At 50.1% G+C, this 25549-nt stretch carries 19 protein-coding genes and 1 pseudogene; 4 read left to right on the top strand and 16 right to left on the bottom strand.

What is annotated here, in order from left to right; translation table 11 throughout:
• Positions 1-2 precede the first annotated feature (2 nt).
• From ACPV3A_RS25165 to ACPV3A_RS25145, 5 genes are all read right to left on the bottom strand, one after another.
• A complete protein-coding gene (locus ACPV3A_RS25165) occupies positions 3-536 on the bottom strand; it encodes a protease (RefSeq protein ID WP_426201932.1) in 534 nt (177 codons plus the stop codon).
• A gap of 202 nt (positions 537-738) precedes the next feature.
• Positions 739-1902, bottom strand: a complete 1164-nt coding sequence (locus ACPV3A_RS25160; RefSeq protein WP_194541536.1) for an iron-containing alcohol dehydrogenase — start codon at positions 1900-1902, stop codon at positions 739-741.
• 177 nt (positions 1903-2079) lie between these two features.
• Positions 2080-3669: a UDP-glucose--hexose-1-phosphate uridylyltransferase gene (locus ACPV3A_RS25155; RefSeq protein WP_426201930.1), complete on the bottom strand. Its 1590-nt coding sequence runs from the start codon at positions 3667-3669 to the stop codon at positions 2080-2082.
• 19 nt (positions 3670-3688) lie between these two features.
• Positions 3689-4678, bottom strand: a complete 990-nt coding sequence (galE, locus tag ACPV3A_RS25150; RefSeq protein WP_071222797.1) for a UDP-glucose 4-epimerase GalE — start codon at positions 4676-4678, stop codon at positions 3689-3691.
• A gap of 1 nt (position 4679) precedes the next feature.
• Positions 4680-5858, bottom strand: a complete 1179-nt coding sequence (locus tag ACPV3A_RS25145) for a galactokinase (protein WP_339222630.1) — start codon at positions 5856-5858, stop codon at positions 4680-4682.
• A 193-nt stretch (positions 5859-6051) separates the two neighbouring features.
• Between ACPV3A_RS25145 and ACPV3A_RS25140 the strand changes: the two genes are divergently transcribed.
• Positions 6052-6912, top strand: a complete 861-nt coding sequence (locus tag ACPV3A_RS25140) for an AraC family transcriptional regulator (RefSeq protein WP_426201927.1) — start codon at positions 6052-6054, stop codon at positions 6910-6912.
• 133 nt (positions 6913-7045) lie between these two features.
• On the opposite strand, the gene mgrA is transcribed toward ACPV3A_RS25140, so the two are convergent.
• The 3 genes from mgrA to ACPV3A_RS25125 all read right to left on the bottom strand — a co-directional run bounded on the left by mgrA (position 7046) and on the right by ACPV3A_RS25125 (position 9744).
• Positions 7046-8062 carry an L-glyceraldehyde 3-phosphate reductase gene (gene mgrA / locus ACPV3A_RS25135; protein ID WP_194545089.1) on the bottom strand — a complete coding sequence of 339 codons (1017 nt, stop codon included), beginning with the start codon at positions 8060-8062 and terminating at the stop codon, positions 7046-7048.
• A gap of 124 nt (positions 8063-8186) precedes the next feature.
• Positions 8187-8939 (bottom strand): NAD-dependent protein deacylase, encoded by a 753-nt coding sequence (locus tag ACPV3A_RS25130; RefSeq protein WP_426201925.1) that lies wholly within the window; start codon positions 8937-8939, stop codon positions 8187-8189.
• Positions 8940-8976: 37 nt separating this feature from the next.
• Complete coding sequence (locus ACPV3A_RS25125) at positions 8977-9744, bottom strand: HAD family hydrolase (protein WP_339295950.1); 768 nt, start codon at positions 9742-9744, stop codon at positions 8977-8979.
• 209 nt (positions 9745-9953) lie between these two features.
• Here ACPV3A_RS25125 and ACPV3A_RS25120 point away from each other — a divergent pair.
• Together ACPV3A_RS25120 and ilvD are read left to right on the top strand one after the other, a co-directional pair.
• Positions 9954-10193 (top strand): annotated as a pseudogene (locus ACPV3A_RS25120) (KGG domain-containing protein); the annotation flags it as partial.
• Positions 10194-10430: 237 nt separating this feature from the next.
• Positions 10431-12119 (top strand): dihydroxy-acid dehydratase, encoded by a 1689-nt coding sequence (gene ilvD, locus ACPV3A_RS25115; RefSeq protein WP_194541529.1) that lies wholly within the window; start codon positions 10431-10433, stop codon positions 12117-12119.
• Positions 12120-12253: 134 nt separating this feature from the next.
• Here ilvD and ACPV3A_RS25110 read toward each other — a convergent pair whose 3' ends face one another.
• Complete coding sequence (locus ACPV3A_RS25110) at positions 12254-13543, bottom strand: polysaccharide deacetylase family protein (RefSeq protein ID WP_426201923.1); 1290 nt, start codon at positions 13541-13543, stop codon at positions 12254-12256.
• Between the two features lie 159 nt (positions 13544-13702).
• Between ACPV3A_RS25110 and ACPV3A_RS25105 the strand changes: the two genes are divergently transcribed.
• Positions 13703-14866, top strand: a complete 1164-nt coding sequence (locus tag ACPV3A_RS25105) for an AI-2E family transporter (protein ID WP_194541527.1) — start codon at positions 13703-13705, stop codon at positions 14864-14866.
• Here the strand turns inward: ACPV3A_RS25105 and ACPV3A_RS25100 are convergent.
• The 7 genes from ACPV3A_RS25100 to ACPV3A_RS25070 form a co-directional block, all read right to left on the bottom strand.
• Complete coding sequence (locus tag ACPV3A_RS25100) at positions 14815-16605, bottom strand: peptidoglycan D,D-transpeptidase FtsI family protein (protein ID WP_194541526.1); 1791 nt, start codon at positions 16603-16605, stop codon at positions 14815-14817. The genes ACPV3A_RS25105 and ACPV3A_RS25100 overlap by 52 nt on opposite strands.
• Positions 16606-16897: 292 nt before the next feature.
• The gene (locus ACPV3A_RS25095) at positions 16898-18049 is read right to left on the bottom strand and encodes a Ger(x)C family spore germination protein (RefSeq protein WP_220686120.1); all 1152 of its coding nucleotides are present in this window, start codon (positions 18047-18049) and stop codon (positions 16898-16900) included.
• Positions 18042-19148 (bottom strand): GerAB/ArcD/ProY family transporter, encoded by a 1107-nt coding sequence (locus tag ACPV3A_RS25090; RefSeq protein ID WP_194541524.1) that lies wholly within the window; start codon positions 19146-19148, stop codon positions 18042-18044. The genes ACPV3A_RS25095 and ACPV3A_RS25090 overlap by 8 nt, the downstream gene beginning before the upstream one ends.
• Before the next feature lie 6 nt (positions 19149-19154).
• Positions 19155-20663: a spore germination protein gene (locus ACPV3A_RS25085; RefSeq protein WP_426201919.1), complete on the bottom strand. Its 1509-nt coding sequence runs from the start codon at positions 20661-20663 to the stop codon at positions 19155-19157.
• Between the two features lie 201 nt (positions 20664-20864).
• A complete protein-coding gene (locus ACPV3A_RS25080; protein WP_194541522.1) occupies positions 20865-23039 on the bottom strand; it encodes a methyl-accepting chemotaxis protein in 2175 nt (724 codons plus the stop codon).
• 215 nt (positions 23040-23254) lie between these two features.
• Entirely contained in the window at positions 23255-24598 is a 1344-nt protein-coding gene (locus tag ACPV3A_RS25075; RefSeq protein WP_194541521.1) for a peptidase U32 family protein, read from the bottom strand.
• Positions 24599-24610: 12 nt separating this feature from the next.
• Positions 24611-25543: a peptidase U32 family protein gene (locus ACPV3A_RS25070; RefSeq protein ID WP_426201917.1), complete on the bottom strand. Its 933-nt coding sequence runs from the start codon at positions 25541-25543 to the stop codon at positions 24611-24613.
• Between the last annotated feature and the right edge of the window lie 6 nt (positions 25544-25549).

Raw genomic sequence — 25549 nt, 5'->3', positions numbered from 1 at the left:
AATCAATCCTCTCCTTTTCGTTCTTCCAGTTCGGAGACTCTCAGGACACCCTCAACAACGTCAATAACCACCACGCGGACTCCTGCGGGAAGATTTTGGCGATCAAAGCTTGACGCGATGTGCGTTGTGTTGCCTGCGCCAATCTTGACCATCACTTCACCGAATCCTTCTGCAGGAAGCGGTACGGTGACAACGCCGATCATCCCAGCCAGCTCCTTGATGGAGAAGCCCGTCGAGTTCTCGCTGTTCTCCATCGGTTTCACGTACCCGAAATAGACGAGAATCGAAATGACGATAGCCGCTAAGATAGACAGCGTTACATGGGCACCTGCCGCCAACTCCGTGTATTTCGTCAGCATGATTCCGGTACCGCCAAATACGGTGATTCCTCCAGCGATCACAACCGGATTGAAAAAATCCACTGACAAAAAATCCAACAATCCGTCAAGCGCCGAGCTAAGTATGTCGCCAAGCACCACGGTTACGATGGCAAATATCACGCCTCCGATCAGACAGCCCCAATATAACGCTTCCATGTTGATTGCCCCCTCTGAAATCCCTTACTGTGTATAACAAGTAATACGGCAAAATGTTTGCTAAAGTTTCAATTATTTCCCTCAAACGTATGGAAATCTCTTCATATCTATATTCGACACACCCACAAAAAAGCCTGCACGGCATGAACCGGCAGGCTATAAAACCATTTCAATTCCTTGTCATATAACGACAGGACAACCCTTATAGCGACATCCGATAAATCTCCACGACGTCTTCACGCTGCAGCTTGCGGAAGTTGCCAAAAGGACCAAATCGCATCGCCTTATCGGCCATTGCCTCGATCTGGCTGTCGTCAATATCGTACGCCCCCAACGTGCTTGGCGCACCGATGGAAGTCCAGAATCTGCGAAGCGCTTCGATCCCTTCCAATCCGATGGCTTCATCGGTTTTTCCTGCCGGGTCAACTCCGAATACGTTCACGGCAAGAGACTTGAAGCGCTGAGGATCCGCACTCCGATTATATTTCATCCAATTCGGGAACAGGATCGCCAAGCCGCCGCCGTGCGGAATGTCGTATACGGCAGATACCGCATGCTCGATATTATGGGTTCCCCAGTCGCCGGCCATCCCCATATTGATCATGCCGTTCAGCGCCATCGTACCGCAGTACATGATCGTCTCGCGGAGCTCATAGTTCTCCAGGTCCTCAACCAGCTTCGGCGCCGTATCGATAACGGTCCGAAGAATCGTTTCGCAGAAGCCGTCCTGCACTGGCGTATTGGTATCCTGGTGGAAATAGTGCTCCAGTACGTGAGACATGATATCCACGATACCGTACACCGTTTGATCCCGCGGAAGGGAGAACGTATGTACAGGGTCAAGAATGGAAAATGCAGGGTAAGCATAAGGGCTACCCCAGCCCATCTTCTCTTGGGTTACTTCATTGGTGATAACGGATCCGCCGTTCATCTCGGATCCGGTTGCAGCCATCGTAAGCACGGTTCCAAGTGGGAGACCCGCTTGCGGAACGGCTTTGCGTTCGACGAAATCCCACATATCTCCGTCATATTTAGCACCAACGGCGATGGCCTTGGAGCAGTCAAGGACGCTTCCGCCGCCAACGGCCAGTATAAGATCAATGTTATGCTCCCGGCACAATGCCACGCCTTTGTGGACCGTCGACAGGCGCGGATTGGGTTCCACACCGGCAAGCTCCGTTACCACCGCATTCGCTTCCTTCAGTAACGCGATAACCTGATCGTACAGCCCGCTGCGCTTGATGCTGCCGCCACCATATACAAGCAATACGTTCCGGCCGTATTTAGCCACTTCACCACTTAAAGCGCTCAGCTTGCCCTTACCAAAAATCAACTGAGTCGGATTATGAAAGACAAAAGGTCTCATGTACATTACCTCCATCGCATCTGGTTCGCATCTATATTTTATCTTGCATGCTTTTTCATTCTATACCATTCCCCTTATGCAAAACAAACAGCCGTCCTTCTCCAGAAAGATCGGCTGTTTGCATAATGATCAGAGATATCGTTAACTTCAATACACCGTTTATCCATAAATGAATGTCTATTTGCTCCCTGGGACGTATCCCATATGGCTCAGGAATCGCTGAAATGCCTGTCGTCCTTCTGCCGTCTGTTTATATACCCCGGCATGCTCCAAAATCGTCGTGAATTTGAGGCCGACCTCCCGGCGAATCAGCTCGATCGCCCCGGCTTTATCCAGCGCTGCTGTTTCCTGTCCACGCAGCTCCTCGATCCAGTCCCCGTGGACGGCAAGCGGATGGTCCGCAGCCTTGCTGTCCGCGTACAGCTCCTCGTTCCCCGCAAGGATGTCGGCGATTTGATCGAGCTCTTCCTTAAGCCTGCCCGGCAGGATCGCCAGCCCCATCACTTCGATCAGGCCGATGTTTTCCTTCTTGATGTGGAACATCTCCCGATGAGGATGGAAAATCCCTTCCGGATATTGCTCATTCGTGCGATTGTTCCGCAGAACCAGGTCCATCTCGTAGATGCCCTCGTCATTTCGGCGGGCAATCGGAGTAACCGTATTGTGGCGGACGCGCTCTCCGTCCACTTCGCTGAACGCTTCAATGTCCGCTGAAGGATCACTGTAGATTTTCCATGACTCGTAAATGCCGTTTGCGCATTCAAGAAGCGAATTCCGATCGCTTGAGGATAGCCGAATCACCGACATCGGCCACTTCACGATGGCCACGGATACGTCTGGATAATCCGCGTGCGTAAACCCGGCCACCTTCGGTGCTTTCTGGATCGGGAAGGTATGCCGTCCTCCCTGGAAATGATCATGCGTAAGAATCGAGCCCCCGACAATGGGGAGATCCGCGTTCGATCCGAGAAAATAATGCGGATAAGCATCAACAAAACTCAAAAGGCGGGCAAGGGTCGCTTTGGTCAGCTTCATCGGCACATGGTCATGATGGAATACAATGCAGTGCTCATTATAGTAAACATACGGCGAGTATTGGAAGAACCACGGCTCCCCGTTTAGCTCCAACGGAATAATGCGCAGGTTTTGCCGTGCCGGGTGGTTGACTCTGCCTGCATAACCGACATTCTCGCGGCAGAGCTGGCATTTCGGATAAACCGGCGGAGGCAGCAGTTTAGCCATGGCGATTTCCTTCGGACTTTTCTCCGGCTTGGAGAGATTGATGGTAATCTCAATATCGCCATACGGGCTGGCGTGCCGCCAGTATTCATTTTTGGCTACCCGATCCATGCGAATGTAGTTGGAGTCGATGCATAGATTGTAAAATTGGCGGGTTGCCGCAATGATCCCCTGCTCCTGCTGGACCGTCCGGAACTGAGCCGTTACGTCCGAAGGTCTCGCCATGAGCCGACCCATGATTTTGGCGTCCAGCAGATCCCGGTACGTATCGGTATTCTCGGGAATCATTCCATGCGCTGCACCGTAATCGATCATTACGTCGAGCATGGCCTGCGGTCCATCCGGTACAGGGCCGTTCACTTCGTCTCCGTACGGCTCGCTGAACCCGAAATCCTCCAGCAGCAGATTGCGGCTGTAATCCGCGTCCGCTGCCTGGATAAGACCTTTATGAAGTGCAAAACGCACGAGCATTTCAATTGCATGAAGAACCTGCTTGGATTCGGGAGTTCCTGATGTTGCTACATTCATGGTCATCGTCCCCCTTGGATTAATTGTCACCGTAACCGTCCGGGTGACTGCTGTGCCATTTCCATGCGCTCTCGATAATCTCTTCCAGCGTCGTTCTGGATGGGGTCCATCCGAGAACGGTACGTGCTTTATCCGAAGATGCTACCAACACGGCAGGGTCACCGGCACGCCGTGCCTCCATGACAACCGGAATGTCAGCACCCGTCACCTGCTTTGAGGTCTCGATAACCTCCTTAACCGAGAACCCGAGTCCATTGCCGAGGTTAAACACATTGCTGGACTCTCCGCGGCGGAGGTAATCAACCGCCCGCAGATGAGCGTTCGCAAGATCGCTGACGTGAATGTAGTCACGGACACAAGTGCCGTCAGGTGTTGAATAATCGTCGCCAAACACCGAGATGCTTGGGCGCTGTTTCAAAGCGGTTTGCAGGACAAGCGGGATCAGATGGCTCTCCGGACGGTGATCCTCACCGATTTTTCCGCTGGCATGCGATCCGGCTGCATTGAAGTAACGAAGGGACACATACTTCACGCCAAGCACGGTATCAAACCAGGACATCATCCGTTCCATCATCAGCTTGGTTTCTCCGTACACGTTCGTCGGCTGCGTACGGTCCGTTTCCTCGATTGGCACCTTCTCAGGCTCGCCGTAGGTTGCTGCCGTTGACGAGAAGACGATCTTCCGGACACCCGCTTCATTCATGGCTTCCAGCAGGCACAGCGTTCCGTATACGTTGTTATCGTAATATTTCACCGGATCCTTCATGCTCTCGCCAACCAGTGAATTCGCGGCAAAGTGGATAACGGCATCAATATCGTTTTCCGAGAACAACTGCTTCAGCAGCGCCTTGTCGCGCAGATCGCCGACATACAGCTTTCCGCCCAGCAGCGCTTCGCGATGTCCCGTCTCCAGACTGTCGATCACAACAACTTCTTCCCCTTGCTCCAACAGCTCCGCTACGGTATGAGAACCGATATAACCCGCACCGCCAGTCACTAAAATAGCCATATTATTCGCCCTCCTTCAATTCATGCACACCTTGACCTACGCCGCATACATAGAAGTCCGGCTTCAGTCCCGTTCTGGCTTCGTACTGCTGCCCCACCTCCGCAATGAAACGCTCCACCGCATCCTCGTGTACGAGAGATACCGTACAGCCTCCAAAGCCGGCTCCTGTCATTCTGGAACCCAGCGTGCCCGGAATCCGCTGTGCTTCTTCCACCAGCGCATCCAGCTCGTCGCCCGTTACTTCGTACAGATAACGCAAGGAGTCGTGGGACTGATTCATAAATTGTCCGAATGCTTCCAGATCTCCGTTCCTCAAGGCCTTCACGGAATCATGCACACGTTGGTTTTCCTCAACGACATGCTGGGCACGTCTACGGACGGTTTCATCCCGGATGCTGTCCTGTAGGCTGGCGAATTGATCCGGATTCAGCTGAGCGAGATACGATAACGCCGGCAGCTCCTTCTGCAAAATTTCCAATGCGCGGTCACACTCGCTGCGGCGTTCATTGTATTTGGAATCCACGAGTCCGCGCCGTTTGTTGGTATTTGAAATCACGATTTTGTAAGCTCCGGTCCGGAACGGCACCAGTTCATATTCGAGCGTATCGCACATCAACAGAATGGCATGATCCTGCTTGCCGTTGGCTACGGCGAATTGATCCATAATGCCGGAGTTGACGCCGACGAACAGGTTCTCCACCCGCTGCGAGAGCTTCGCAATCTCCACCGTATCCGTCTCCTTGCCTTCCATCTTCAAGAAGGCGTAAGCCGTGACCACTTCGATGGAAGCCGAGGAAGAGAGACCCGCGCCGTTCGGGATATCCCCATGGTAGAGCAGGTCGTAACCGCTGCTAAGGTTACAGCCGATTTTATTCAGCTCCGTTATGACGCCAACCGGATAATCTGTCCATTGATCGCTTTTGTAGCCATAATCCTCATCCAGGCTGATCGTTAACTCATAAGGGATATTGGTGGATGAAAAGCTCACCTTGTTATCGTCGCGAGGCCTTATAATCAAGGTCGTGCCAAACTCCAAGGCAGCCGGGAGCACGTAGCCTCCGTTATAATCCAAATGCTCCCCGATCAGATTCACGCGGCCGGGCGCGTTAAATATGCGAACCTTATGCTGGCTCTCACCGTGCTTGTCCATAAATCTTTCCATAAGCTGTTCCGTCGTCACTGCCCATCACTCCATCCTGTACATATGGTAGTTTTACTGTCTTCAGTATAATGGAAATCTCGTTAACCGATAATGAAATCTTGTGCGTTACATATGGATTTATGTGACTTCTGGAGGTACAATTAATTCATGAAATCAACGATGTCTTCACAGTTCCTCTTTTTCCCAAACTTATTGTAAAGGAAAATGAATAATGAAACCAACCTATTCTGTTGCTTCCAATCCTGCGCAGCAAGGCAGCGATTCGCTTCACGTCCGATTCGCCGGCGAGAGCCAGACCCTGCCGGAGCATGAATTGGGTCCGAAAATATACGATCATTACTTATTGCATATTATCGAGTCGGGACATGGCATATTTCGAACCGAAACCGACAGTTATCAGCTCGGCCCCGGCGACTGTTTCCTGATCCATCCCGGTCAAATTGTCAGTTATGTATCTGATGCGAGCCATCCCTGGCGTTACCGATGGGTCGCCTTTGATGGAGAACACGCCGGCGAAGGTGTACACCGTTCGGGACTCACCCCCGAAAAGCCTGTCCTCCATCTCATGGAGAACAACCCGATTCCGGGCTACGTGTCCCTCATTCAGAGCCATTTTCAATCCAGGGAGGAGAGCTCCCATATCGCCGCTATCGGTTATCTGCATTTAATCTGGGCCGAGATCATGAATCGGAGTGACCGACCGTCCCGTTTAACGCTGGCTGAGCCGCAGGTTCAGCGCACGGTGAAGCAGATGATCAGTTATATGGCTTCTCAATACGCCCATCCCGTATCGATTGAACAAATGTGCGCAAGCCTGGGCTACAACCGCGCGTACCTGTCGCGCATCTTCAAGCAGGAAACGGGCATGACTCCGATTACGTATCTGCTTAAATTAAGAATCGACCAATCCAAGCGGCTGCTGCGCGAACGTCCCGATTTGTCCATCGAGCAGGTTTCCGCATCCGTTGGACTCACCGATCCGCTCTATTTCTCGCGTCAGTTCAAGCGTCTCGTCGGTCGATCCCCTACAAGGTACCGCAAGGATATCCTCTCATCATCGACACTTTCTTAACGATATCGTTTGCCCGATATATCTGAACGAAAAAAGGAGCGCCTGTCAGGTCTGTCATCCATCCTGAGGCGCTCCATTCATGTAGCTTGGTATCTATGTTATGTGTTCAGCATGCAATCCTTAGTGGTAATCATTATCCCTCTGCAGAAGAGGCGTTCTCCGTTTTCAGAATCGCTTCAATGCGATCCAGTTCTTCCTTCGAGAACTCCAGGTTGTTCAAGGCAGCCACATTGTCTTCGATCTGGCTCACCTTGCTTGCCCCAATCAGGGCAGATGTCACCCGGCCGCCGCGGAGGACCCAAGCGAGAGCGAATTGGGCAAGAGTCTGGTTCCGCGCTTGAGCGATTTGGTTCAAAGCTCTGATCTTGCGCAGCACTTCTGGCGTGATATTGCTTTCGTTCAAGAATACGGATGCGCTTGCGGCGCGTGAATCGCCGGGCACGCCATTCAAATATTTGTTGGTCAATAGTCCTTGAGCCAGCGGAGTGAAGGCGATGCTTCCGACCCCGTTCTCTTCCAGGACATCGAGCAGCCCGTTCTCCACCCAGCGGTCCAGCATGGAGTAGCTTGGTTGATGGATGAGCAGCGGAGTTCCCAGGCTTTTCAGAATCGAGATCGCTTCCCGCGTCTTCTCCGGCGAATAATTGGAGACTCCGACATATTGCGCCTTGCCTGAACGAACAAGATGGTCCAGCGCTACCATGGTTTCCTCAAGCGGCGTTTCCGGATCCATCCGATGATGATAGAAAATATCGACATAGTCCAGGCCCATACGTTTCAAGCTCTGATCGAGACTTGCAACCAAATATTTACGCGAACCGAAGTCGCCGTAAGGTCCCGGCCACATATGATAGCCCGCTTTGGACGAAATGACGAGCTCATCACGGTATGCCTTAAGATCCCTTGAGAGAACCTTACCGAACGTCTCTTCGGCAGAGCCTGCAGGCGGTCCGTAATTGTTCGCCAGATCGAAGTGGGTAATGCCCAAATCGAAGGAGCGCGTTATCATATTACGCCCGTTTTCATACGTGTCGACACCACCGAAATTATGCCATAATCCAAGGGAGATCGCCGGAAGTTTCAATCCGGATCGCCCCACGCGGTTATACTTCATTCCTTCATAGCGGTCTTCGCTAGCCACATAGGTCACTTGCAATCCCTGCCTCTCTAGTGATAGGTCCATTGCTAAATTCCATCTTATCGTGTTTGGTCGTCCTTTGACAAGAAAACGATTACAGTCATAGGTGCAGCAGCGCCCCAGCCGCCGTCGCAGCCTACGTGCTGATCAGCTTATCCACCTGCGTCATGACCTGACCGATCCGATCCGCAATCAAAAGGCCTGCACGGTGATCGTAAGGGGTTGGATCCGCATTCAACAAAGCTACCTTGCTCCCATTAAAATAGGATATCAAACTCGCAGCGGGATGTACCGTCAGGGAAGTCCCGCCAATAATCAACAAATCTGCCGTCGATATTTCCTGGATCGAGCGCATGATGATGTTCTGATCCAATTCCTCTTCATACAGCACGACATCCGGACGCACCAGTCCACCGCAATCCTTGCAGCGCGGGACGGTTTCCTTGATGTCCAGAATATCCTGTAGGCTGTAGAACCGGGAGCAATCCATGCAATAATTGCGGTGCACAGAGCCATGAAGCTCCAGCACCTCGGAGCATCCGGCGGTCTGATGCAAACCGTCAATGTTTTGCGTGATTACCGCCTTCAGCTTACCGTCATGCTCCAGTCTCGACAACAAGCGGTGACAGCCGTTCGGCTGCGCTTGCGGGTGAAGCATCTTGCTTCGGTAAAAGTCGTAAAACACTTCCGGATGGTTCATGAAAAAAGTGTGGCTGAGCATGACCTCCGGCGGATACGGAGATTGGTGCTCGCTCTGGTATAATCCGGCTGCCGAACGGAAGTCAGGAATCCCGCTCTCCGTGGAGGTACCGGCTCCCCCGAAAAAAACAATGTAGTCGCTCGCTTCGATCCATGTTGCCAACTGCTCGATCTTTTCCCTGTTCTCCACTCTTTTACACCTCCGTACAGCCCTTAAAATAACACGTCTACCTGTACACGTCTAATTCATTATAATCGGATATGACGACATCGGCATCTGTCAGATGTACAGGTTCCCCTTCATCTGTCATTAAACCCACAGCCAGAGCGGCGCCTGCTTGCTTCGCCATTTGCATATCCGCGTTGCTGTCACCGATCACCACCGCTTCCTCGGGCATAATCCCAAGCAGGCGGCAAGCGGTCTCCGTCATTTCCGGGTGCGGCTTGCCGTTTCGAACCTGATCTCTTCCCAAAATGGCTGTAAAGGAAGTGTGTAGCCCCATCCACTCCAGCTGTTCCTTGGCATTAGAGGTGTCGTCCGAAGTAACCACGGCCATCTTCACGGACGCCAAGCTGCATTTCTTCAGAAAATTCTCCAGCCCGGGCATCGGGAATGCCGGCTTCTGCTGACGAACCTCATACATGGCGTTTTTCGTAATCTGATGGACCTGCATAATCGCTTCGTTCCAGGGCATTCCTGCAGCGTACAGCTGCCAAGCCAGCAGCCCGTTCGTCTCCTCCACGGTACCCATGGCGAGAGGACCCTGAATGTCGTACCCCGTCACACGACTGTTGGCATCATGCTTAGTGCCCAGCACGTGCTCTTTCGGCACCGTGAAGCCGGCTCCCATTAATCCCAGCCGTTCCTCCATGAACTTGAGCACATAATCGGCCCATCCTCCCCACAGCGCCATGAAATGGAGCAGCGTTCCGTCTTTATCAAACAAAATCCCTTTGCAGGGAACGGTTCGTCCCTTCACTTGAACAAACGGCAATGTTAAAAAACCTCCCTATCCTATTCTTGATCATACTCTTATTAAACCATGAAATAAACTCTGATTTAAGCGGAAATAACGCCGGACTCTGAAATCGATCCAAAATGGAAATTTACCAATCTTTAGTCGAATGTTGTGATTCATGACAAATAAGCCGTGGTAAGTAACATATACGCATAGCAAATACGACGGTAAAGGAGTGATTTGTGATGGCAACAAGCAGCAATCGAAAGATGACCCGCGAAGAAGCAGGACGTCTTGGCGGCGAAGCGACCGCGAAAAAACACAGCCGAGAATTCTACCAGGAAATCGGTAAAAAAGGCGGCAAAGCGACGTCCAAGAACCATAGCCGCGAGTTTTACCAGGAAATCGGTCAAAAGGGCGGCGAAGCCACCTCGCGGAATCATAATCGTGAATTCTATCAGGAAATTGGCCGCAAAGGCGGCAAGAAATAGCATCACCACTCAAAAAGGAGCCTGATCCCACCCTAGGGAAACAGGCTCTTTGCATGCCATCACAGCTGGCGTCTTTCCATCGCTTCCTATTAATATCATGTAGAAAAACCTACCTTTTTGTGATAGACTCATTTAAAACCTATTCGCTGATTACAGGTACCCGGCTGCTTTGCCGGAAGACCGCGCTAAAGCGTAACAATTTTATAATAGATCTGGGGGGAAATCGACATCATGACAACCAAAAAAATGCGTTCAGACATGATCAAAAAAGGCTTTGACCGCGCGCCGCACCGCAGCCTTCTGCGTGCAGCAGGCGTTAAGGAAGAGGATTTCGGCAAACCGTTCATCGCCGTATGTAACTCTTACATCGACATCGTTCCGGGTCATGTGCATCTTCAGGAATTCGGTAAAATCGTGAAGGAAGCGATCCGTGAAGCTGGCGGCGTTCCGTTCGAGTTCAACACCATCGGCGTGGATGACGGAATTGCCATGGGTCATATCGGCATGCGCTACTCGCTGCCAAGCCGCGAGATCATAGCGGATTCCCTAGAAACCGTCGTATCGGCTCACTGGTTCGATGGCATGGTGTGTATCCCGAACTGTGACAAAATCACGCCCGGCATGCTGATGGGTGCCCTGCGCGTCAATATCCCTACGGTGTTTGTCAGCGGCGGGCCGATGAAAGCCGGCGTGGACAGCAAAGGCCGCAAATTGTCCCTGACCTCCGTATTTGAAGGCGTCGGCGCTCACCAGGTCGGCAAAATCAATGATGATGAGCTCCTGGAACTGGAACAATTCGGTTGTCCAACCTGCGGTTCCTGCTCCGGCATGTTCACCGCTAACTCCATGAACTGTCTAGCCGAAGCGCTGGGTCTTGCTCTCCCGGGTAATGGTACCATTCTTGCCATCGCCGAAGAGCGTAAAGAATTCGTCAAGCAATCCGCCAAACAATTGATGGAACTCGTCAAAATGGACCTCAAGCCGCGTGATATCGTAACCGTTGAAGCAATCGACAACGCGTTTGCGCTGGATATGGCGATGGGCGGGTCTACCAACACCGTGCTCCATACGCTGGCTCTCGCACAAGAAGCCGGTCTCGATTACCCGCTGGAGCGGATCAACGAAGTTGCTGACCGCGTTCCTCACATCTCCAAGCTGGCTCCAGCTTCGGATTACTTTATTGAAGATGTACACTTGGCAGGCGGTGTGAGCGCGGTTCTGCATGAGCTTCTCAAGAAGCCGGGCGCACTACACGGGGATTGCATCACCGTAACGGGCAAGACGCTGGCCGAGAATGTAGCGGGCTGTGAAATCCAGGATGAGAACGTCATCCATCCGATCGATTCCCCGTATTCCGAACGCGGCGGTCTCGCGGTACTGTATGGCAATCTGGCTCCTGAAGGTTCTATCATCAAAGTCGGTGCCGTTGATCCATCGGTTGGCGGATACCATAAAGGGCCTGCTATCTGCTTTAACTCTCAGGACGAGGCGCTTAGCGGAATTGCCAACGGCAAGGTCAAGGAAGGTCATGTGGTTGTCATTCGTTATGAAGGGCCTAAGGGCGGACCGGGTATGCCGGAAATGCTGGCGCCGACCTCACAGATCGCAGGTATGGGGCTTGGAGCCAAAGTCGGTCTGATCACAGACGGACGCTTCTCCGGTGCTTCCCGTGGTATCAGCATCGGTCATATCTCGCCGGAAGCGGCGGAAGGCGGACCTATCGCTTTCGTTGAAGACGGTGATATCATCGAGCTTGACCTGAATAACCGGACCATTCAATTGCTGGACGTTTCCGATGAGGAAATGGCTGTACGCCGCAGCAAATGGGTTGACTTCGAACCGAAGGTGAAGACCGGTTATCTTGCTCGCTACTCGAAGCTTGTTACGAACGCCAGCTCAGGCGGCGTATTGAAAATCTAATTCATCATTCGTACAAAGCAAAGGGGTTATCCCTCGCAGGCATTAAAGCCTGCGGGGATAACCCCTTTTTTATATCCACGTTACATCTATGAGATAATCCATACATAATGACAGTAAACCATCGATTCGATGAACTACATGCCCTGCGATGCACCGGCAACCGCCAGGTCAGCCACATGTTCCTGCTCTATTTCCTGCTGCTCCTCGGATGGAGGCTGAACCTGACCCCTCTTCTCAGCATAACGCCCGATCAGAACATCCACCGGCATCATCAGCATTTTTGGCTCCATGATCTGACTGCCCTCTTTAAGACGGGCCTGCCCTTTCGGATGAATAACGCTAAGCAGCAGCTTCAGATACAGTCTGGACGAGCTTGCAAACAGTCCCCGCGGTAAATCCATAACATGAAATCCGAATTGCTCCGGTCCCCGTGAAATCATGGTTACAGCATACAATCCCCTGATATCCTTGTACTCAGGCCGTTCCAATACCATATTAGCCAGAGAAGGCAGATCTTTCTGCACGGCACGAATCATTTTGATGGCGAGCTGCACTTCCGAACGGGAGCGGCTGCCGATCTCAAACAATTTTTTGTTATCAAAATGGAGCTCCAGCACCTGGTCTCCCTTTTCAAGCTGGCTGCCATCTTCCATCACGACCGTTTTGCCGGTAAAAGCGCGCTTTCGGAAATGCAGCATCGGATCTGCCGGCGAGACCGTTTTGAGCGCAAATACCGCATGAAATCCTTTTTCCCACAGAAGCCACAACGAGACGATCATACGCTTCAGAGGAGACAGCTTCTTCGCTTTCGCTTTGCTTTCCTTCGCCATCATATCGTCGATTCGGATGCTTCTCATTCCCTTCTGCTCTGCGACTTTCAGAACACGTTCCAGCGCGATCAGCATTTGCTCCGGTGCATCGGGATTCGCCCCCATCGTCGTACCGCAGTCATGTAAGAGCATAACCTCACCACCGTTAAGCTTGGAAAGCATTCGCTGGGTCAGCTTGTCGGCGCCGATCTTGCTCCGCCAATCATTAAACATTGAGGACCATAGGATGATCCGGCAGCCGGTATTCTTGGCAAAATCGAATAAATTCACGATTCCCCAGGGCGGTCTGTAATAACTCGATCGCTCACCGGTGATAGAGTAAATAATATCATCCGTGCGCTTGACTTGTTTACGGACGGTGACCGGCCGCATGAACCAATTGCTCTTGTGAACATAGTTGTGAATCCCGATCAGATGACCTTCACTATGAATGCGTTTTACAACTTCTGGATGCTTCTCGGCATGGGAACCCACCAGGAAAAACGTCGCCTTCATATTATACTGCTTCAAAAGATCCAGAAGTCTTGGTGTATAGATCGGATCAGGACCATCATCAAAGGTTAAGGCAAAGTCGTTGAAAGGTAAAACAACCATAGCAGTAATGTTTGCATGCTAACTCCCCGCTTTTTATTTCTTTTTCTAATGAACCCACTATTATTATTTTAGCATAGCACTTAAAGAAATAGGCTTTTTTTTCACAAATCGTGTACAATGATATCAATTAATAAAGTATAAAGGAGCCGATATCCCACTATGCTTCCCTTGTATAAAAAATATTGGAGAACCGCCTTTGATATAGGTTTAATCGTGCTTACGGTTTACCTCATCATGTTCATATTCAGCAAGCTGTACCAAATTGCGGCTCCGGTGTTTTTATCTTTCCTCGTTTTCCTGATTATCGAGCCTTTCTCCAAATTTTTGCACCGCAGGGGGCTCCCGAAACCATTTGCCGCGGCTATATCCGTTCTGCTCTTCCTGCTCGTCATCCTGGGCGTCCTGTTCGGAGCAGGGGCTCTCATCGTGTCGCAGTTCATGAACCTGCAGGATAATTTGCCGGCTTACACCCAAACGATCCAAAAACATTTCTCGGAAACCCTCATATTCCTGCAGACCAGGCTCGACGCCCTGCCACCGGATCTGACAGAACGTCTGAACGGTTATTTCCAGGACATCACTACCTTTGCCCAAGGTGCTGCAGAATCATTTTTCCATTATGTCGTCGGATTTATGGGGTCATTCTCCTCGTTCATCGCGAATTTCGGGGTTGCGATTATCCTTGCCTTCTTCCTGAGCACTGAGATCGGCAGCTGGCGGAGAATCGCCAAAGACAAGACGCCGAGAACCCTCAAGACGGCTTTTGTTTTCCTCAAAGATAATGTATTCAAGGCAATTGGCTCCTATTTAAAAGCTCAGATGAAGCTGGTCAGCATTACCTTTGTTATTGTATATATAGGACTTCTGATATTAGGTACGGGGAATTCGCTGTCCGTTGCGCTCATCTGCGCCGTGTTCGATGTATTGCCGCTGCTGGGTGTTCCCGTTATTCTTATTCCGTGGATTACCTATTTGTTCATCGTCGGGAACACGGGACTCGCCATTGGCTTGATCGTGCTGCTTGCCGTGGTTGTCATTTCCAGACAGCTGCTCGAGCCTAAAATTACAGGAAACTCGATCGGCGTATCCTCTGCATTTCTGATGTTGTCCTTTATGATGATCTCGCTGTCCATTTTTGGAGTTGCCGGTTTGATCCTGGCGCCCATCCTGCTGATTCTCATCAAGGAACTGCTTACGCAGGGATATCTGAAGCAGTGGATCCGGCTGCCGAGTGAAGAATTCGATGTGTCTCCATGGGACATGTCCCGCTCTTACGCAGAGCCGGAGGCCGATTCAACCGAAGCCAAGAAATCGGAAACCTGACCGAATATGTCGGTTGCCTGATTGCTGCTGTTCGGGTTCCGATTCTCAACCAATACAGCCACGGCATAACGTGGCTTCTCCACTGGGCCGTACCCGACAAACCACTGGTTGTTTCGGGCACGGCCTTTCATTGTTACCTGGGCCGTACCGGATTTACCTGCAAGAGTCCATATGCGATTTTTTAATGAGCTGCCTGTTCCCTCTTCGACAACATTCTCCATCCACTCGAGCAGAATGGAAGAGGTTTCCCGGGAAATACCTTTTCCAGATGTTCGTTCCTTTAAAGGATCCGTATCTTGCAGCAATTGCCCGTTAGCATACCGGATCTGCTGTAAAATACGGGGCTGGGTCTTCACCCCGCCATGTAGCAGCGTTACCATCGCATTGGCGGCTTGCAGCGGGGATACGGCAGTGTCCCTTTGACCTATGCCAGTCTGGACTCTAACACCCGCATCAGAGGCGTCCGCCAAGCTGGAAAATACCGTACCCTTCTCTTCATGATCCAATGGCGCAAAAGAACGAAGCCCTAGAAACTGCTGGGATTTCCAGCCTACCGTTTGCCCGAATCCCAGTGCAGAGGCCGCCTCTGCCATTTGCTGAGCGGACAGTCTCTCTGCAAGTGTAGCAAATACGACGTTGCATGATTCCGCGAAGCCTTCACGAAGATCAATCGTTCCATGCCCCCCTTTTTTCCAGCAGGACATTCCGAACTTACCGTATTCGCCATCACAATGGAAATGTTCTCCTTCAGAGCTTAAACCATGCTCAAGTACGGCTGCAGCCGTGACCAGCTTGAAGATGGACCCTGGCGTGGCTGCCTTCAACCCGCGATTCTCCCACTGACCATCCTTCGGGTGAATCTGCTCCGGATTGTAGAATGGTCTTGAAACCATGGCCACGATATCCGCATTGCGGGCATCCAGCACAACAACCGCCCCTTCTTTCATGCCCGCTTTCTCCGTTATAGCCTCAATCCCTTGTTGAATATCGATATCAATCGTGGTGGATATCCGTAATGGATAGTACCGATTGTCAGGCGCCTTCACCATGGGCTTGATATCCTGAATGACTTCATTGGTGCTGTTAACCGGAAAATAGACAATGGTCGGCCCTTCCCCCCGTATCAACGAATCCATCGTTTTCTCCAATCCACTGGTTCCGGTAACCACTGGATAATCGTCAAAGAACAGGCTTTCCTTACGCTGACCGGACACAAAACCAAGCCACTGCATTCCCGATTGGCGATTGCCGTATCGCTGCTCATAGGGAAGAACCTTGAGTTTCGGTAGTTCAAGCTCTTGAATCTGCGCAATCTCATCTTTGGTTAAGGAACGAGGAATGAGGGATTTGTCCCCATGCCACAATTCTGGTTCCTTTAACTTACCCCAGGTCTGTATCAAATGATCCTTATTTGTTCCCAGTATACGGGCCAGCTTCACTAACTGATGATGGGAGTTCTTTAGTTCCTGCTCGCCAGCAGGAAACATCACGGCTGCCCAGATAAGTTTGCCCGTGAGCGGTTTTCCGTTCCGATCCGTAAAATGACCGCGACCCGAATCCAGCACAAGGCCCCGCTCCCTCTGGATCAGCGATGCCTCTACCATCGTATGCCGGCTGCCGGGAACGCGCTGATGCTTCATCACAAGCTGCACCCATGCAAGACGCAGCGTCAATACGGCGATTAAAAGCGTGAGTATTAGCCATCCGTATGTAATTCGCTTATTGCGGATAAGCCTCATGTCTTGCTCCTCCAATATGGTCGATGTCTCATCATTATTTCCACATGGAAGCTGCCTCAATCACCCTCGCTTCTATACCAAAATGAGCTCTCCAGAAAAGACACCTCCTGATTAAAACGTTGACTCTTAATCCGGTTTCTTTGGCTGCTTCCAGGGCGGGTCACCATATTTGTGCAAATACTGATTTATTTTGAATAGGGTGAACGGAACAATGATGAGCAGGAGTGTGCATATCACAACAAGCGGATTTAACAAAAGGTCATAGCGAAGGTCCATCATTTCCCCTCTTCTCTTATTCGGTACCGGTAACAGTTCCAATGGTTCTGACTTTTGCGTCAACGTTCACATGAATCTTGCATTGCGAAAATATAGATTGGCCACGGTCCCAGTCATTCTCGTAACGCACCCATGTGCGATATTCCCTTTCTTGGCATTTTTTCCAAAACCCCAGGAAGTCGGTTTTATATTCGTTCTGCGCCTTAAGAATAACGTCCATGGCAATTTGCTTGATCCGTTGCTCGGCTTTGCGTTTGATCTCTCCGTTTAATTCACGAACGTTTTCGCCTTGATCCAGCTCCGATTCTCCAATATTTCCTCTGACCGAAATCTCAACATCAAATTCAGGAAGTCCCCGATCGTCCCGATGGACGCGAATGATCCGGTTGAACTCCTTGACTTCATAAACAAGCTGTTTGCCGTGAACAACCAGTTCCAATGATGCTGTTTTGACCGTTCCCTGGATCATATTACGGCCCGTGGTTTCATCCTGGTCCAGAAAGCCCTTGAACTCGTAGTTCTCACCGTTAAACACTGCGGCGCCACTGGTGGATATTCTGTCATCCTCCGTGATGGAAATCTTAGGTAGGGCATAACTGGACTTGGATAGCAGAAAATGATGCAGTTCACCAATATTTGTAGGAGGCGTGATGGATTCGCTCTTATCCTTATTCTCTTGCGTTGAACGAATATATTGCGCAGGCAAGGTTTCAATCTTCGAATGGGTTTCCAGTATCTTGCTTGCCTCTCCATGAGAGACCATAATATTAGATGCTCTTCGGTTCTCCGGATCCCTGACGAATAAATCCAGTACATCCCCAACGTGCTCCGTTTCAACCAGTTTCTCCGAGATGATGATCACTTGGTTATGGGCAAGATAAGGAGAGCGGCTGATCTCATTCGACATCTTCCGTGCAGCCTTGAATACGCTGTCCGCGGTTGAGGATAGATTGATAAAAGGGCTCCCACCCTCATTCTTCTGACCGCTGGACCCTTTCATCTGTGTAGGCACGACAATTTGAAACGTAAGCTTAATTTGTCCATTCTCTGCCTCATCAAGGGCAGTTCCTACCACAAATCCACGCTCCTCGATTTCTATGCGGTCCCAGCAGCCTGCCAAAGGCCATACCAGCATGAATAACATCAGCATCCGAAGCATTTTAGCCATTGCCCTTCACCCCCCGTATCTTGGCCACCAAGAACAGCAGAGCCGGAAGCACCCATGCGAATCCGATACCCATATAGCTGATCCATTCGGCAACTACGTTAAGCTCCCGGAGCGTGCTTGGCAATAAACCGAGGATGAACAGGATTGGTGCCAAAATGAGGATCATCGTAAATCTGCGATATTTAGGAAAAACGGATTCCAGTGCCAGTAAAGCTACATCAAACGCCATCGCATTCGTGCTGAATAACGTCATCAACCAGATGACAAAAAAGAAAAATTCAAACCGTTCAAATATACCCCCAGGGACCTCAACCTCTTTAGCCAATTCCGCTAACGGATACAATGTATTGGAGACCACGATCGGTCCAAAAACGCCAATGACAAAAACGAAAATAATGAAGTAGATAAAGATGGGTATTAACACCCCCCGGAAGACGGAACCGAGAAGCTTGCTTTTCCTGACAACGTAAATGTTATAGAACAGCATAATTTCGAGCCCTAAATAGGAGAATACCGTATCCTTTGAAGTGATAACGATTCGTCTCCAGTCGGTTTTCAACACAGGCAGCAGATAATGCATGTTTAAACTTCCGAGATTCAAAATTACGATCAGCAGCATGATCGATAGGACAATGGGGAAAAAAATCAGATTCAGGCGTACCAAAGCGATACTCGGCCCTGCGGCTGCGTAAATGAGCACCAGTAAGTAAACTAAACCGATGATTTCCTCCGGCGTGTTATCAAATAGATATAGTCTTGTGATGGTGGAAACACCGCGCACTTGATAACTGACAAACAACAATAGGTATAAACTGATCAGCAGCGTCACCACATGGGCTGCTTTTCGATTCAGGATGATTGTTGCCATCGCATGATAATTTTTGCCGGGAAACCTTGAAGCCAACGCCCCGATCGCCCATGCAAATCCAAGAGCGATCATGCCCCCAAGCATGATCGACATCCAGCCATCCGAAAAATGGGTGTTCCTTGCAATCGTATTAGGGAGCGTAAGGATTCCGAGTCCTATCAACATATTACTAACAGAATATACAATCTCTTTACTGCCAATCGATTGATTGCTTAATTGGTTATTGTTCATTACAAATCACCGCTTTTTTGCCCGATGGATGTCTTGGGGCTTCATAAATAAAGGTCTGCGCGTAAGCCAAGTCACCGGCAGGCGGATAAACATATCCTTCCAATCATGCTGAATAGAGGGTGCAACGGGACTGAGATAAGGGATTCCAAAAGTGTGCAGCCTCATCAAGTGGATACAGATCAGGATAAAAGTCAACACGATCCCGTACAGTCCCAGAAAGCTTGCAGCAATCATGATTGCAAAGCGCAGCATTCGAAAAGATATGCCTGCGCTGTAAGATGGAATGGCAAAAGACGATATCGCTGTCAGGGCCACAATGATAACCATAATCGGGCTCACGATCCCAGCCTGAACCGCAGCCTCCCCTATTACAAGTCCTCCGACAATACCAATCGTCTGACCTATCGGCTTCGGTAGGCGGATTCCCGCTTCACGCAGCAATTCCAGTGTAACCTCCATCAGTAAGGCTTCGATCACAGCAGGGAAAGGTACGCCTTCCCGGGAGGCAGCAATCGAGAATACGAGCTTAAACGGAATCATCCCTGGATGGAAAGACAGAATAGCAATATACAGCGCGGGTAGAAACAAGGTAATTCCGATAGCCGCCAGGCGCAGCAAGCGTATAAGCGAGCCAATGCTCCATCGTTCATAATAATCTTCTGGCGAATGCAACAGAGAAACGAAAGTAAACGGTAGAAGCAGCACAAAGGGTGTACCATCCAGCAAAACCGCTACTTTTCCTTGCAGCAAGGCAGATGTCACTTTATCAGGTCGTTCGGTATTCAGGATCTGCGGAAACGGCGATAAAAAACTGTCTTCAATCCACTGCTCTACCGTCCCGGATTCAGGAGCATAATCAAGATCCAGTGACTTCAGCCTGCGGTTCACTTCTTCGATTAGATCGGGATTCGTCAGGCCTTTAATATAGATGACCGCAAGGGATTGATTGGATCGTCTGCCGATGATGTGCGTGTCGATCGTCAGATTAGGCTCCCGAATATGTCTTCGCAATAGAGATATGTTCGTGTAAATGCTCTCCGTGAATCCCACCCTCGGCCCGCGAACCAACGCTTCGGTTTGAGGCTCCTCAATGCTGCGTGCCGGCCACTTCCGGCTTTTGATCAGTAAGACTTCATCCGTCCCCTCCAGCATTAAAGCGGTATCGCCCGAGAGTATGATAGGAATCACCTCATCCCATCGCCTTGTACGATTGGTTATCTGCAGCGATATCATCCGATTCTCAATCTCGTGCAGCATCATATGAGCACTTATCATGGATTCCTGGGAAAGCTCCTGATTTTGCTGGATCGGCTGGATTATCTGCTCCTTAATCAACAATTGATCAGATAACCCTTCGAGGCTGACAATGGCAGAGGTATAAGTGCTCCCTCCAACCTGCAGCACTTTCGTGGTAAGGTCGCTAGGATCGTTGAGTAACAAGCTAAATGTTGTCAGATTTTCCTTAAGATTCGTTGACAGGAATTCAGGTGTATGACCAGGCTGCCTTGTATTCAAGTGACCTCGACTCCTTCAACCATATTCTCCGTTATCATTGCCTCTGAAAGTTATTTTTATCCGGCATCAAAAATAGCCCCACAAAGTGGAGCCTATGCTTCGTTGCTTATATGCTTCGCTGAAAACTTATAAATTCAGTAATATGAAAAAGGCTGCCCCATCAGCTTAAACGGATGGAGCAGCCTTTGAATTATAACAATCTTACAGTCTAAAACGAGACAAGGTCTCTTTCAGGTCATTCGATACATTCTCCAGCTGCGATGATAGATTAACCAGCTGACTGCTGACGCTTTGCTGCTCTGTAGAGAGAGAAGCTACCTCTTCCGAAGTTGCGGAGGATTCTTCCGCTACCGCGCTCACATTACTCATCGCTTCCGAAAGTACATTCTGAGATTCATTCAGTTCATCAATCGAATGCGTTACCGAATCCAAGGATTCGATAAAATCGACCATCTGCTGCTGAACGGATACGAAGATATCATTTGTTTCCTTAACAGCGTCCATCTGACCTTTGAAGAGAGGATTCGCATCCAGCAATACCTGGACGGTTTCATTCATCTCGGTCATGATCCGGTCTGTAATCTGGCTCACCATATCAATGGACTGCCTGGATTGGTCTGCCAGCTGGCGGATCTCATCGGCCACGACCATAAAGCCTTTACCAGCCGCCCCAGCACGGGCAGCCTCGATTGTTGCATTCAATGAAAGGATATTCGTTTGCTTTGTAATATTCTGAAGTACGTCCAGCACTTTGACAACCGAGGAGGTTGTCTCCTTCAAGCCATCAACCTTGTGCATCATGGAACGGGTCATATCCTCAGTCTGATGGGTCTTATCCAGCAAGTCGCTCAAATGCTTCGTTCCAAGCTCACTCGCGCTTTCCACGTGACGGGCCGATTTGCCCATCTCTTCGTTGGCTGAAACGACCATTTGCATCTGCTTCGAGATATTGTTGGTCAGATCGCTGCCGCGCTCGGCTTCAACCGCCAGACTGCTGGCACCGTTGGCAATTTCCTCGGTCGCTACGGCAATTTCTTTGGCGGAAATAGCCGTCTTCTTCGAGGCATCACTTAACTCGGTTGCCGTTCTAAGCACTTCCTGAGCGGTATTGCTCGTTTGCTGAACGAGTCCGGTAATCTGCTCCATCATATCGTTAAAGCTTGCGGAGAGCTGACCGATTTCGTCCTGGCTCTTATGGTCTGTGCGAACATTCAAATTGCCTTTGGCGCCTTCCTTCATCAACAGGTTAAGCTTGCCTAATGGACGGGCAATCATTCTTACCATCCAAATCCCGATCAGAATGGCAAAAATAACGTCGATGGCAGCCACGATAAGCGTGATGACCAGTATGCTTGATGCATCCTTCGTCAGCTCGCTGGTTTGGACAGATCCTACGAGCTTCCAATCGTTGGTGTTCAGCGTATTATAAACCGCCAGCACATTTCTTCCTTCCTCATCCTTCGTTCTTACGTCATCCGTTTTGGTGTCGGCCGGAAATTCCTTCGCAAACGTCCAAGCGGTTTCCGAACCTACAATGGAGGACTCGCTGGAGGAAACAACGATGCCTTCCGGACTGATCAATTGCAGCTGGCCGTTCTCGCCCAGGTTGATTCCCTTCAGCTGCGTATCCAGTACCGAGGCGTTAAGTTCAAACATCACCACATACGTTGAAGTCAGATCGTTCATAGACCCTAAAGAACGGGCAATCGTGAAATATGGTGCCCCGCTGTTCTGCATCGTTGGCAGCCACATAATCTTCTTGTCGCCTTCCTTCAATTCGGTATACCAGCTTTGCTCAAGGACGGTTTTCGAAGACTCTGACGCTTGACCTGCCGATATGATCTTCTCACTCTTGGTAGGAATCAAATAAATGGCTCGGATCGACGAATCCGATGTAATCTGATTGGATAGTTTATCCCGAATGCTGCGCTCCACCGTAAACGCGTCGTAATCGCTTAACTTTTTATCCGTGTATTCAGACAACAACTTCTGCAATTCAATGTCATAGAAGATTTGTCTACCGGCATTCTCGTACTTCTCCAGAATGATGTCGATTTTCTCAGAGGTTTGAATGATCGTCTGCTGATTGCCGTTTGCAGCATTCTTCTCAATCGTGCTCTTCGCCTTATCGTAGGACAGATAACCCAAGACGATCACAAAAAATACAATCGCTGACAAAAAGATCAGGAACAATCGGATTCCGACGGATTTCGCCGGGTTCATCGGCATCCGGCTTATAGCCGTTCCCACGTTTGAAAAAAACGACTTGGCAGTATGTATCCCTGTTGATGCCGAAGATTTTTCCTTTTTCTCTTTGATACCCCCGGGCTTCTTGCCCTTTTTCGGCTTCTTATCATGCTGCTCAACTTCTGACATTAGCTGTTCACCTACCACAATCATATTATTAATACGTCGGTCCAATCCCTTGTAACGTATTCGTTACTCTTTATTTCGACAATTGGAGGTGTTTTCCTTTGGGTTTTCGCAAAAAAATAATTCTTAATCCCTAATTTTTTTACAAACAAAAAGAATCCAAGGTCCATCCACAGACCCGGATTCTCAATTGTGTAGTTCTTTAGATCTATTTTTTGTTACCCTTTACGCTTTCTCATCATATCAAAATGGCGCACCGGCTGATCCACCTTCATGCGAATGAGCTGCAAAGGATGGCGAGCTGCATCAAGTTCACTGCCGTTCTCATCCTCAATAGGACCAACTGCCTGCTTAAAGAAGGTTCCTTCCGGTCCGAAAAACTCGATTTCATCCCCTGGCTTAAAGTGGTTTCGCTGCTGAATGACAGCCGTTCCCGACTTCTCGTCATAGTCCATCACCAGGCCGGCGAAGTCATAAGGGACCGCCTTCTCTTCGGGTTCATAGATATGATCCTCATGGTCCGGTGTATCATAGAAGAACCCGGTATTCAGCGGCCGATTGGCCGCTTTATTAATTTCTTCGATCCATTCCGGCTTCAATACATAATGATCAGGGTCAGCCATATAGGAATCAATCGCCTGTCGATATACATTAACCACAGTCGCTACGTAATGGATCGACTTCATCCGTCCTTCAATCTTGAAGCTGTCGATTCCCACCTCAATCAGATCCGGAATATGCTCGAGCATGCAGAGATCCTTCGACCCCATCGTAAACTGGTTGTCTTCCGGCTGGAACAACGGGATCTGCGTAACGCCCGGTTTGAATGGGGACGGAGCAGGGGCCGGCTGTTCCATCAACTGCTGCTCTTCCGATACCCACTGGCCTTGCTCTTCTCTTCCATCCACAAACAAATCGTATTTCCAACGGCAGGATTGGCAGCATCCGCCCCGGTTGGAATCACGATCCGTAAAATGATTGGACAACACGCAGCGACCGGAGAACGAGGAGCACATCGCGCCATGGATAAAGGCCTCAATCTCAATATCGACATGCTCTTTAATCGCCGCGATTTCCTCCAGACTCGCCTCGCGTCCAAGTACAACCCGCGGCAATCCTTCATCCTTCCAGAACTTCACGGCCTGCCAATTCAGCGTGGATTGCTGTGTGCTCAGATGAACTTCGAGCTTGGGCGCGGCACGTTTGGCCACTTCAATAATTGCCGGATCTGCGGCGATGATTGCCGCAATGCCTGCTTCCTCCAAACTTCGCAGGTAGGCTTCAATTCCCTCAATGTCCTCATTATGCGCATATATGTTGGTTGCCACAAATACTTTGGCGCCGTATTTCTTGGCGAACTCCACGCCCTCTTTCATTTCTTCAAAACTGAAATTGTCCGCATTTGAACGAAGCCCGTATTTCTGGCCCCCAATGTATACCGCATCGGCGCCATAATGCACCGCAAATTTCAGTTTTTCCAGATTACCCGCCGGGGCGAGCAATTCCGGCTTGTCCAGGCGATAGCGTTTGCCCTTGTACTTTGGCTGTGCCATTGCTTCCATGCTGTCCACTCCTTAATAAACTTGTTCCTTATAGAAAAATCCAAACGACAATTCACGTTCCGGATCCTGAATCGCGCGAATTCCGTCCATCCACTCTTCCTGAAAAGCATAAGTGGATGCATCTGCAGCATATAAATCAATCGCTTGGCGATAGGTTCGAATCACCAGCTCATTGTAATGCCGCGGCTTCAGCAGCGTCTCAACCTTAAAGCTGTCCATGCCTGCTGCCATTAACAGATGCAAATCCTCCAGAATGCAAATATCCTCCGAACTCATAATATGGGTTCCGTTGATATCTTCATAGATCGGATATTTCTCTTCTTGACGCTCAGCTTCAATGAGAAACAAACCGCGCTCCTTGCCAAGGCTGCCTTCATGCACCGGTCTGCCCTGCTGCTGCATATAGCTGTTCACCAGGCGCCGCTTGGAATGATAGATGTTGGTCATGCCATGAACCTGAACCTGTGCTTCCAGCTGAAGCTGCGGCTTCATGTCGGTTACCTCGTCCATATTTAATTCACGCGCAAGAATAACCCGGGAGGCGCCTTTGCTTCCCCAGTAATTGGCCGTTGAATAGTTGGTGGCGGTCATTTCTGCGTTCCAATGAAGTTTTACCTGTGGAGCCAGCTCTTTTACGGTAGTGAGTACGGATGGATCGTTAAATTCCACCGCGTCTACCCCGATTTCTCCGAGCGCCTTAACATAGGCAGGTAGCTCGGGCAGCAAATCATTTGTCATCAAGTTGTTCAAGCTGACGTACACTTTGCTTCCTCGTTCATGAGCAAGATGTACGACTTGGGTTATTTCATCCAATGTCAGACTGCCAGGCAGTCTCATGCCGAATCGATCCTCGCCAACGAGCAGTGCGTCGGCTCCCGCTTCCAGGTAAGCAGCGGCATCAGCCAGAGACCCGGCTGCTGCCAATAATTCAGGTTTGATACTCATTTAAAA

This window comes from Paenibacillus sp. Dod16 (assembly GCF_049893405.1).
In the GTDB taxonomy this organism is placed as follows: Bacteria; Bacillota; Bacilli; order Paenibacillales; family Paenibacillaceae; genus Paenibacillus_AQ.
Note: the sequence above shows the minus strand (reverse complement) of the source record. Positions and strands in the feature narration are given on the sequence as shown.